Annotated in this window: 10 protein-coding genes and 1 rRNA gene; all 11 read left to right on the forward strand. The window is 34.0% G+C overall.

Features of this window, described 5'->3' with window-relative positions; translation table 11 throughout:
- The first annotated feature begins 6 nt into the window (after positions 1-6).
- The 11 genes from HMPREF2737_RS01335 (at position 7) to rrf (ending at position 11,245) form a co-directional block, all read left to right on the forward strand.
- Positions 7-408, forward strand: coding sequence for a S1 domain-containing RNA-binding protein (locus HMPREF2737_RS01335; RefSeq protein WP_037552538.1), 402 nt, complete (start codon positions 7-9; stop codon positions 406-408).
- Positions 409-634: 226 nt separating this feature from the next.
- A complete protein-coding gene (tilS, locus tag HMPREF2737_RS01340; RefSeq protein ID WP_176744052.1) occupies positions 635-1,927 on the forward strand; it encodes a tRNA lysidine(34) synthetase TilS in 1,293 nt (430 codons plus the stop codon).
- 3 nt (positions 1,928-1,930) lie between these two features.
- Positions 1,931-2,470 carry a hypoxanthine phosphoribosyltransferase gene (gene hpt, locus HMPREF2737_RS01345; RefSeq protein WP_037552532.1) on the forward strand — a complete coding sequence of 180 codons (540 nt, stop codon included), beginning with the start codon at positions 1,931-1,933 and terminating at the stop codon, positions 2,468-2,470.
- A 261-nt stretch (positions 2,471-2,731) separates the two neighbouring features.
- Positions 2,732-4,822 carry an ATP-dependent zinc metalloprotease FtsH gene (ftsH, locus tag HMPREF2737_RS01350; protein WP_037552530.1) on the forward strand — a complete coding sequence of 697 codons (2,091 nt, stop codon included), beginning with the start codon at positions 2,732-2,734 and terminating at the stop codon, positions 4,820-4,822.
- Between the two features lie 236 nt (positions 4,823-5,058).
- Entirely contained in the window at positions 5,059-5,943 is an 885-nt protein-coding gene (gene hslO, locus HMPREF2737_RS01355; RefSeq protein WP_037552528.1) for an Hsp33 family molecular chaperone HslO, read from the forward strand.
- Between the two features lie 204 nt (positions 5,944-6,147).
- Positions 6,148-7,080, forward strand: coding sequence for a cysteine synthase A (gene cysK / locus HMPREF2737_RS01360; protein WP_016931263.1), 933 nt, complete (start codon positions 6,148-6,150; stop codon positions 7,078-7,080).
- A gap of 231 nt (positions 7,081-7,311) precedes the next feature.
- Positions 7,312-8,115 (forward strand): dihydropteroate synthase, encoded by an 804-nt coding sequence (gene folP / locus HMPREF2737_RS01365; RefSeq protein WP_037552527.1) that lies wholly within the window; start codon positions 7,312-7,314, stop codon positions 8,113-8,115.
- The gene (folB, locus tag HMPREF2737_RS01370) at positions 8,093-8,458 is read left to right on the forward strand and encodes a dihydroneopterin aldolase (RefSeq protein WP_037552526.1); all 366 of its coding nucleotides are present in this window, start codon (positions 8,093-8,095) and stop codon (positions 8,456-8,458) included. The genes folP and folB overlap by 23 nt, the downstream gene beginning before the upstream one ends.
- Complete coding sequence (folK, locus tag HMPREF2737_RS01375; RefSeq protein WP_037552524.1) at positions 8,459-8,938, forward strand: 2-amino-4-hydroxy-6-hydroxymethyldihydropteridine diphosphokinase; 480 nt, start codon at positions 8,459-8,461, stop codon at positions 8,936-8,938.
- A gap of 203 nt (positions 8,939-9,141) precedes the next feature.
- Positions 9,142-10,632 carry a lysine--tRNA ligase gene (gene lysS, locus HMPREF2737_RS01380; protein WP_037552523.1) on the forward strand — a complete coding sequence of 497 codons (1,491 nt, stop codon included), beginning with the start codon at positions 9,142-9,144 and terminating at the stop codon, positions 10,630-10,632.
- 498 nt (positions 10,633-11,130) lie between these two features.
- Positions 11,131-11,245: ribosomal RNA gene (rrf, locus tag HMPREF2737_RS01385) — 5S ribosomal RNA — on the forward strand.
- The last annotated feature ends 41 nt before the right edge of the window (positions 11,246-11,286 follow it).

Here is an 11,286-nt window from a genome sequence, read left to right on the forward strand (position 1 = left end):
TAGAATATGTCAATCGAAGTAGGAAACAAGCTAAAAGGTAAAGTTACTGGTATCAAAAAATTTGGTGCATTCGTAGAGTTACCTGAAAGGAAAAGTGGCTTAGTTCATATCAGTGAAGTGGCTGATAACTATGTTGAGAATGTTGAAGATCACCTATCAGTTGGAGACGAAGTTGAAGTTAAAGTCTTATCTATTGCAGATGACGGTAAAATTAGCCTTTCAATAAAAAAAGCAAAAGATCGTCCTCGTAGACCACAACATAAATCAAATCACAATAGACCACCACAACAAAAAGGTGAAGATTTTGAAAAGAAATTAAGCAATTTCTTAAAAGATAGTGAAGATAAATTAACATCTATTAAACGACAAACTGAATCAAGACGTGGTGGTAAAGGTTCAAGACGCTAATTTATAATATATTATTTATATAACAATTGGTAATAGCAAAGGTAACATTCACCGTAAGATAAACAATTGTCGTCCTATCGAATTGCCCTTTATTTTATGTAAGATATGTTATTTTTGCGGGGTGGAACTTAAAATTCAACAATGAATTTTAGTTCCACTCTTTTTTTGATGACTACATTGTAATATTGCAATAAGGTATATTCATGTTATTAAGGAGGTCTTTGTGTTGAAAGTTAATACGTCACTATGGAGCAATACTGATCATGTTGTGATTGCTGTTTCGACAGGTATAGATAGTATGTCACTCTTACACAATTTACTTTCACAATCATCTCGTACTTATAAACAATTGACCTGTCTTCATGTTAATCACGGCTTACGAGAGGCATCACATAAGGAAGAAGCGTTTATAGAAGCATTTTGTAAACAATATGAGATACCTTGCTATGTAAAGCGTTTGAATTTAACTGATGTAGTAGCGCAAGGGAAGAGTATACAAGTTGATGCTCGACAATTGCGTTATGAGTGGTTTGACGAAATGATGAAAAGGTTAGATGCAGATGTATTACTTACAGCACATCATTTAGATGACCAGCTAGAAACAATCTTCTATAGACTATTTACTGGACGTTCTACACGAAGTACTCTAGGGATAGATGTTCAATCAATTCGTAATCATTACACAATATGTCGCCCATTACTTGAAGTTTCAAAAGAAGACATACGCGACTATCAGCACAAATATCAAGTTCCTTATTATGAAGATAGCTCAAACAGTGACAATAAATATGTTAGAAATGACATTCGCAATCGACTATTACCAGCGATTAATCAAAATGCAGATCTTGATAGCACGCATTTACTAAAATTGAAACGTTGGCATGATATTCAATTACAGGAGAATCGAAAAAAAGCCCAATCCTTTATAGAGAATGATTGTCTAATTAATAAAAATGGAACTCAAATACAATTTTCACGAAATGTATTTAATCGACTTGATGATATAACTAAAATGATATTGTTAGATCAGCTCTTCGAACAACTTCAGTTGAATAAGGCATTTTCAGAGAAACAATATCATGAATGGTTTGATCAGATTAGTAATCAAATCGCACAATTTGAGATATCCCTCACTGAAAAATGGATAATTCAAATAGCATATGATAAATTTATTATATTGGCGAAAAATGAGCCGTCATTATTAGATAATCAAATCGTGAATGATGCAGATACATATCGTTTCGGACATTATCTCGTTGTTATACATCCGACGATTCCTAAACAACAATTACCATTATTGATACGAACTCGTCACAATGGAGATAAAGTCGAACTAAATGGACAAAAAGGTCATAAAAAAGTGAGTCGTTTGTTTATAGATCACAAAATTCCAAATGATGTGCGCATGCAAATGCCATTAATTGAAGATCAATACCATCAAATTATTGCTGTAGGTAATTTATATATTGCTAAAGCATATAATCAACATATAGAAATCAAAAAAATTGGAGATGAATAACGAATGAAAGACGACTTAAAAGAAATATTGTTAACTGAAGAAGATATACAAAATATTTGTAAAGATTTAGGAGAACAATTAACTAAAGATTATAAAGATAAACCACTTGTATGTGTGGGTATTCTAAAAGGTTCTGTTATGTTTATGGCAGACCTAATTAAACGCATCGACACACATTTAGCAATTGATTTTATGGATGTTTCAAGCTATCATGGCGGAACTGAATCAACTGGTGAAGTTCAAATCTTAAAAGATTTAGGTTCATCTATTGAAAATAAAGACGTCCTAATCATTGAAGATATTTTAGAAACAGGTACAACATTGAAATCAATTACTGAGTTATTGCAATCACGTAAAGTTAATTCACTTGAAATTGTTACATTACTGGATAAACCAAATCGTCGTAAAGCTGATATTGAAGCTAAATATATTGGTAAGAAAATTCCTGATGAATTTGTTGTAGGTTATGGATTGGATTACGCTGAACATTATCGAAATTTACCGTATATCGGCACATTAAAACCAGAAATTTATAACAAATAAGTGAAATTCATTTAGATGTTAATATAATTAAATCGTGTTTAAGATATAATAACTATACTTAATAAATGAATTAGTGTAGACTCATTTTATATGCTTAAACACATTTTAAAAACTTATCGTTTTTAGAGAACTTAAGTTTTAAAAAGTTTGATAACACAAGGATTTTGAAAAGTATTACAAAAGTTGAAATGCTAGCCTTTAAGAGAAGTTTTGTGTTACAATTTTTGTTAGCTTTATTATAGAAATAGGAGGAAATGACGCATGCAAAAAGCTTTTCGCAATGTGCTTGTTATCGCAATTATTGGCGTTATTATATTCGGCGTATTTTCTTACATAAATGGGAATGGCAATACACCGAAACAACTTTCCTATTCACAGTTTGTAGAGAAATTGGATAAAGGTGATTTAAAGACCTTAGAAATCCAACCTGAGCAAAATGTGTACTTGGTAAGTGGTAAAACAAAAAATGATGAAGATTACTCTTCAACGATTTTATACAATAACGAAAAAGACTTACAAAAAATTACAAATGAAGCAAAAAGCCAAAAAGGACTAGATTTTAAAGTTAAAGAAGAAGAGAAACAAAGTGTCTTCGTAAGTATGTTGACAACATTAATTCCTGTATTAATTATTGCTTTCCTATTCATTTTCTTCCTTAGCCAAGCACAAGGTGGCGGCGGTGGTGGTCGTATGATGAACTTTGGTAAATCCAAAGCTAAAATGTACGATAACCAAAAACGTCGTGTACGATTCTCAGATGTCGCTGGTGCAGATGAAGAAAAACAAGAATTAATTGAAATAGTAGATTTCTTAAAAGATAATAAGAAATTCAAACAAATGGGTTCAAGAATACCTAAAGGTGTATTACTTGTAGGCCCTCCTGGTACAGGTAAAACATTATTAGCACGTGCCGTAGCTGGTGAAGCGGGTGCACCTTTCTTCTCAATCAGTGGTTCAGACTTTGTTGAGATGTTCGTTGGTGTCGGTGCAAGCCGTGTGCGTGACTTATTCGAAAATGCGAAAAAGAATGCACCATGTATTATCTTTATCGATGAAATTGATGCAGTAGGACGTCAACGTGGTGCAGGTGTTGGTGGCGGTCACGATGAACGTGAACAAACGCTTAACCAATTACTAGTTGAAATGGATGGTTTCGGTGAAAACGAAGGTATTATCATGATTGCTGCAACTAACCGTCCTGATATCTTAGACCCAGCATTACTACGCCCTGGTCGTTTCGATAGACAAATTCAAGTTGGCCGTCCAGATGTTAAAGGTCGTGAGGCTATTCTTCACGTACACTCTAAAAACAAACCACTTGATGAAACTGTTGACTTAAAAGCTATTTCACAAAGAACACCTGGTTTCTCAGGTGCAGATTTAGAGAATTTATTAAATGAAGCATCTTTAATTGCTGCACGTGAAGGTAAAAACAAAATTGACATGCGTGATATTGAAGAAGCTACAGACCGTGTTATTGCTGGTCCAGCTAAAAAATCACGTGTCATTTCAGATAAAGAACGTAATATTGTGGCTCACCATGAAGCGGGTCATACAGTTATCGGTATGGTACTTGATGAAGCAGAAGTTGTTCATAAAGTAACAATTGTTCCACGTGGACAAGCTGGTGGTTACGCAATGATGTTACCTAAACAAGATCGTTTCTTAATGACAGAACCTGAATTATTAGATAAAATTTGTGGTTTATTAGGTGGTCGTGTATCCGAAGATATCAATTTCCATGAAGTATCAACTGGTGCATCAAATGACTTCGAAAGAGCAACTCAAATTGCACGTTCTATGGTTACTGAGTATGGTATGAGTAAAAAACTTGGACCATTACAATTCTCATCTAGCGGCGGTGGACAAGTATTCTTAGGTAAAGATATGCAAGGTGAATCTAACTATTCTGGTCAAATCGCTTATGAAATTGATAAAGAAGTTCAACGTATTATTAAAGAACAATATGAACGTTGTAAACAAATCTTATTAGACCATGAAAAAGAACTTAAACTTATCGCTAAAACATTGTTAACAGAAGAAACATTAGTAGCTGAACAAATCCGTTCATTATTCTATGATGGTGTATTACCTGAAGTAGATTATGATGCTGCTCGTGTTGTTAAAGATGAAGATTCTGACTATAGCGAAGGTAAATATGGTAAATCTTACGATGATATCCGCGAAGAACAACTAGAAGAAGGTAAAGAAGACATGCGAGAAGATCGTAAAGAAGATAATGATCAACATCGTGGACATTCAAATAATGAAGAAGACACAGGTCATGAACAATCTCCAAATATCGATAAGCCATATAATCCAAACGATCCAAACAACCCTAGCAATAGATAAGTTTAAACTGGATTATTATCTCCTTTGAGTAAGGCAATGCCCCTTAGTCAAAGGAGATTTTTTAATATGTAGTGATCGTGAAAGAGACAACATTAGAGTTGAAAGCAAGTTACTTCATATTCTTATTAAACAAGTGTAGAATAAGTATCCTTAAAGGGAAAATGTAGAAATAATTGAAAGATTAAAGCATAAATAATATCAATATAAAAATAAATGTACTAAAGGAGTTTATAAGGATGACACATGATTATATTGTAAAATCATTAGCTTACGAAGGAGAAATACGTGCGTACGCTGCGCTAACAACTGAATCAGTGCAAGAAGCACAAACACGTCATTACACTTGGCCAACAGCTTCAGCTGCTATGGGCAGAACAATGACAGCAACTTTATTAATGGGTTCGATGCTTAAAGGTGAACAAAAATTAACAGTAACAGTTGATGGTAAAGGCCCTATTGGAAGAATCATTGCAGATGCAGATGCTGAAGGTAATGTACGTGCCTATGTGGATAAACCACAAACGCATTTTCCATTAAATGAACAAGGTAAATTAGATGTTAGACGAGCAGTTGGTACAGACGGGTCCATCCAAGTAGTGAAAGACGTTGGTATGAAAGACTATTTCTCAGGTGCAAGTCCGATTGTATCAGGTGAATTAGGAGAAGACTTCACATACTATTTTGCGACAAGTGAACAAACACCTTCATCAGTTGGTTTGGGTGTGTTAGTAAATCCTGACAATTCTATTAAAGCTGCTGGAGGATTTATTATTCAAGTAATGCCAGGCGCTAAAGATGAAACTGTAACAAAATTAGAAAATGCTATAAATAATATGCAACCCGTTTCTAAATTAATTGAACAAGGATTAACGCCAGAAGGTATTTTAAAAGAAATACTTGGTGAAGATAACGTTCAAATCTTAGAAACTATGCAAGCTCAGTTTGAATGTAACTGTAGTCATGAGAAGTTTCTAAATGCAATTAAAGGTTTAGGAGAAGCTGAAATCCAAGATATGATTAAAGAGGACCATGGCGCGGAAGCTATTTGTCACTTCTGTGGTAATAAATATAATTATTCAGAAGCTGAACTTGAAGACCTATTAGCTTCAATGAATGCATAATTAAAAATATACTAAAGGCGATAAACCATCACGTGTTTATTGCCTTTTTTATAGGGAAACTAAAATAATGTAAAAGTAAAATGTAACTTCAATTCTAAAATGAGAGAATTAGCTTTTTCTTTTTAGAAAATTCTGATAGAATATAGTTATATCCGATAAAAAAACTAAGTTTTAAATATGAAAGTTAAAAGGAGCGTTTTTTCAATGGCACAAAAACCAGTAGATAACATTACTCAAATTATTGGCAATACACCGGTAGTAAAATTAAGAAACGTTGTAGATGAAGATGCAGCAGATGTTTACGTAAAACTAGAATACCAAAATCCAGGTGGTTCAGTAAAAGACCGTATCGCATTAGCTATGATCGAAAAAGCTGAAAAAGAAGGGAAAATTAAACCAGGTGATACGATTGTAGAACCAACAAGTGGTAACACAGGTATCGGTTTAGCTTTCGTATGTGCAGCTAAAGGTTATAAAGCAGTATTTACAATGCCTGAAACAATGAGTTCTGAGCGTCGTAACTTATTAAAAGCTTATGGTGCAGAATTAGTTTTAACACCAGGTTCAGAAGCTATGAAAGGCGCTATTAAAAAAGCAAAAGAATTAAAAGAAGAGCATGGTTACTTTGAACCACAACAATTCGAAAACCCAGCAAACCCTGAAATTCATGCGTTAACTACAGGCCCAGAATTAGTAGAACAATTTGAAGGTAAACAAATCGACGCTTTCTTAGCAGGTGTAGGTACAGGTGGTACTTTATCTGGTGTAGGTAAAGTCTTAAAAGAAAAATATCCTAATGTTGAAATCGTTGCTATAGAGCCTGAAGCATCACCAGTATTAAGTGGTGGTGAGCCAGGACCACATAAATTGCAGGGTTTAGGTGCAGGATTCGTACCGGATACTTTAGATACAAATATTTATGATAGTATCATCAAAGTAGACAATGATACAGCTATGGAAACATCACGTCGCGTTGCCAAAGAAGAAGGTATCCTAGCAGGTATTTCTTCTGGTGCTGCAATTCATGCTGCAATTCAAAAAGCTAAAGAATTAGGTAAAGGTAAAACAGTTGTAACAGTATTGCCAAGTAATGGTGAACGTTACTTATCAACACCTTTATATTCATTCGATGATTAATTTTTAAACAATATTTATACGCTGGTGAAGCTTAATTTTGCTTCGCTAGCGTTTTCTTTTTGAAGAGATGAATACCTTGTTTTAAATTATTAAATACGTTGAATGTTTTTGGCGATTATAAAAACTGAAATGTTTAGAAAATGAGTGTATCATTAATATGTGACTGTTGAGCAAAAGTAGATATTTTTCTACATACCATTTTCTAAAAGAACGAAGGGTGACGTGACAAGAATGACTAAAACAAAAATTATGGGAATATTGAATGTGACACCAGATTCATTCTCTGACGGTGGTAAGTATAATTCAGTGGATAAAGCGGTCAAACGTGCTAAAGAGATGATAGAAGAAGGTGTGGATATCATTGATGTCGGCGGTATTTCTACACGACCAGGATTTACAGAAATTTCAACGGAAGAAGAGATTGAGCGTGTAGTTCCTGTAGTGAAAGAACTTGCAAAATTTAATATTCAACTTTCAATAGATACATATCGTAGTGAAGTAGCGGAAGCGTGCTTAAAATTAGGTGCAACGATGATCAATGATCAATGGGCAGGGTTATATGATCCTAAAATACTTGATGTTGTGGCTGCTTACGATGCTGAAGTTGTATTAATGCATAATGGTAACGGACATCGCGAACAACCAGTTGTTGAAGAAATGCTATTATCACTTATTACTCAAGCGAACAAAGCAGAAATGGCCGGAATTCCAAAACATAAAATATGGCTAGATCCTGGGATTGGCTTTGCCAAAACACGTGATGAAGAAAATGAAGTAATGGCACGTTTAGATGAACTTGTAGCAACTGAGTATCCTGTTTTATTAGCAACGAGTCGAAAACGTTTTATTAAAGAAATGATTGGTACAGAAACTAAAGCGTTAGAACGTGATGAGGCGACAGCTGCTACAACAGCTTATGGTATAATGAAAGGCGTCAAAGCTGTGCGTGTACATAATGTACAATTAAACGCTAGATTAGGTCAAAGTATGGATTTCTTAAAGGAGAATGAAGATGAACGACACAATCTTTCTTAATGGTATGAGATTTTACGCATACCACGGTGCCTTACCTGCTGAAAATGAGATAGGTCAAATCTTTGTAGTAGATGTTACGTTGAAAGTGAATTTAGAAGAAGCGGGACAATCTGATAATGTGATAGATACTGTGCATTACGGAGAAGTGTTTGAAGATGTTAAAGAAATCGTTGAAGGTCCACCATGTAATTTAATCGAACATCTAGCTGAACGTATTGCAAAACGTATAAATTCACACTATAATCGTGTAATGGAAACGAAAGTCAGAATCACTAAAGAAAATCCACCTATTCCTGGTCACTATGATGGCGTAGGTATAGAGATAGTGAGGGAGAATCGTTAAATGGTACAATCGTATTTAGGTTTAGGAAGCAACATTGGTGATAGGGAACAGCAATTACAAGATGCTATAAAAATAATTGATAGTATTGAAGGTATTTCCGTGACTAAGATCTCTCCAATATATGAAACTGCACCAGTGGGGTATACTGAGCAGCCCAATTTTTTAAATTTGTGTTTAGAAATTGAAACAGAATTGGAGCCCAAAGAACTTCTTAAATATTGCTTAGAAACTGAACAACGATTACATCGAGTTAGAGACATTCGTTGGGGTCCAAGGACATTAGATGTCGATATTTTGTTATATGGAGATAAGGTTATAGAAGAAGATGACCTTGAAGTTCCCCACCCTCGAATGGGTGAACGTGCTTTTGTATTAATACCATTAAATGATATTGCATCAACACAAATAGAACCTCGTTCAAATACTCGTATCTCTGATTTAGTCATACCAGATGACACAGTGAAGAAATATAAAGGTTAAGAAGTATTAATTATGCATTTAATTAATATTATTGAAATGTGAAAATAGTGATGATCATACTTTGAAAGTGATACAGGTAATGTCAATTTTGTAAAACAATACAATTAAGTAACACTATATTAGTAATATGATATCCTATAAGCAATTTAGAAATAATCCATGGAACGATTTTCATTAAAATGAAATTTAAAGGAGAGAAAGTTATGTCAGAAGAAATGAATGACCAAATGCAGGTCCGTCGTCAAAAACTACAAGAATTAATTGATTTAGGAATTGACCCATTTGGAAAACGTTTTGAGCGCTCAGCTACTGCTAGTGAACTAAAATCACAATGGGATGAATTCTCAAAAGAAGAATTACATGATAAAGAAGATGAAAGTCATGTGTCGATTGCCGGCCGTTTGATGACTAAACGTGGTAAAGGTAAAGCTGGTTTCGCACATGTCCAAGATTTGACTGGTCAGATTCAAATTTACGTGCGTAAGGATCAAATTGGCGAAGAAGATTTCGACAATTTATGGAAAGGTGCAGACCTAGGCGATATTGTTGGTATTGAAGGTGTAATGTTCAAAACAAATACTGGCGAGCTATCAGTAAAAGCTAAGACATTCACTTTATTATCTAAAGCGCTTAGACCTTTACCTGATAAGTTCCATGGTTTACAAGATATTGAACAACGTTATCGTCAACGTTATTTAGACTTGATTACAAATCAAGATAGTACTCAAACATTCATTAATCGTAGTAAAATTATTCAAGAAATGCGTAATTACTTAAATAAACAAGGTTTCTTAGAAGTTGAAACACCAATGATGCATCAAATTGCAGGTGGTGCAGCAGCACGACCATTTGTTACGCACCATAATGCACTAGACGCTACACTTTATATGCGTATAGCAATTGAATTACATTTAAAACGTTTAATTGTTGGTGGCCTTGAAAAAGTCTATGAAATTGGACGTGTATTCCGTAACGAAGGCGTATCAACACGACATAATCCAGAATTTACTATGATTGAATTATATGAAGCATACGCTGATTACCACGATATCATGGATTTAACTGAATCTATGGTAAGACATATTGCTCAAGAAGTATTTGGTTCTGCAAAAGTTCAATACAATGAAGAGGAAATTGACCTAGAGTCTGCATGGACACGCCTTCATATTGTAGATGCAGTGAAAGAAGCTACAGGTGTAGACTTCTATCAAATTAAATCTGATGAAGAAGCAATCGCAGCAGCTAAAGAACATAGTATTGAAATTACTGATAGTATGAAATATGGTCATATCTTAAATGAATTCTTTGAACAAAAAGTTGAAGAAACGTTAATTCAACCAACATTTATTTATGGACATCCAATTGAAATCTCGCCTTTAGCGAAGAAAAATCCGGAAGATCCAAGATTTACAGACCGTTTCGAGTTGTTTATCGTAGGTAGAGAACATGCGAATGCATTCACTGAATTAAATGATCCAATTGATCAACGTGAACGTTTCGAAGCACAACTTGTTGAAAAAGCACAAGGTAATGATGAAGCGCATGAAATGGATGAAGATTATATTGAAGCTTTAGAATATGGCATGCCTCCAACAGGTGGTTTAGGTATCGGTATCGATCGCTTAGTTATGTTGTTAACTGACTCTCCATCTATTAGAGACGTATTATTATTCCCTTATATGAGACAAAAATAGATTAAATTAAATATTAGAGATTGAGATAAAGTTTAGGTTTATTCAAATGTTAACCTAATATATCTCAATCTCTTTTTTATTTTGAGACAGTTATTGTTAATAAAAGAGACAAAAGGAACAATTAGTTTTCAATTTATATAAAACTAAAAGATTAAATATAATGGTGTGATAAAGGGTTATTATCAAGGGGAAGTTACAAAAGTAAAAAAGAGTAGAGAAGTTATTGTAAAACAATATAAAAAAAGTGTAGTCAATATGGTTGAGATGTGCTAACATAGTAAAAGTGTTCAAAAGAAGCGAAACGACAAATAATAAACTTGTTAAATAAAAAGTTTCAAAAATTAGTTGACTTTGCTTTTTGAATGTTGTATGATATAAAAGTCGTCAAAAACGAAACTTTATTTTGTAAAATACTTGTAAAGATAATTTTAACAAAGTGTAAAATTAACTATTGAAAATTAAAACAATCGACATTATAATTAATTAAGTAAGTTATTGTCTGGTGACAATGGCAAGGAGGTCACACCTGTTCCCATGCCGAACACAGAAGTTAAGCTCCTTAGCGCCGATGGTAGTTGGATTTACATTCCGCTAGAGTAGGACGTCGCCAGGCTTGCACGTTGGAGAATTAGCTCAGCTGGGAGAGCATCTGCC

This window comes from Staphylococcus sp. HMSC069D12, assembly GCF_001810405.1.
In the GTDB taxonomy this organism is placed as follows: Bacteria; Bacillota; Bacilli; order Staphylococcales; family Staphylococcaceae; genus Staphylococcus; species Staphylococcus haemolyticus.

Excerpts from the sequence above, each read along its gene's own strand:
- HMPREF2737_RS01335 (WP_037552538.1), top strand. The coding sequence starts at position 7 with ATGTCAATCGAAGTAGGAAACAAGCTAAAAGGTAAAGTTACTGGTATC.
- hpt (WP_037552532.1), top strand. The coding sequence starts at position 1,931 with ATGAAAGACGACTTAAAAGAAATATTGTTAACTGAAGAAGATATACAA.
- ftsH (WP_037552530.1), top strand. The coding sequence starts at position 2,732 with ATGCAAAAAGCTTTTCGCAATGTGCTTGTTATCGCAATTATTGGCGTT.
- hslO (WP_037552528.1), top strand. The coding sequence starts at position 5,059 with ATGACACATGATTATATTGTAAAATCATTAGCTTACGAAGGAGAAATA.
- cysK (WP_016931263.1), top strand. The coding sequence starts at position 6,148 with ATGGCACAAAAACCAGTAGATAACATTACTCAAATTATTGGCAATACA.
- folP (WP_037552527.1), top strand. The coding sequence starts at position 7,312 with ATGACTAAAACAAAAATTATGGGAATATTGAATGTGACACCAGATTCA.
- folB (WP_037552526.1), top strand. The coding sequence starts at position 8,093 with ATGAACGACACAATCTTTCTTAATGGTATGAGATTTTACGCATACCAC.
- folK (WP_037552524.1), top strand. The coding sequence starts at position 8,459 with ATGGTACAATCGTATTTAGGTTTAGGAAGCAACATTGGTGATAGGGAA.
- lysS (WP_037552523.1), top strand. The coding sequence starts at position 9,142 with ATGTCAGAAGAAATGAATGACCAAATGCAGGTCCGTCGTCAAAAACTA.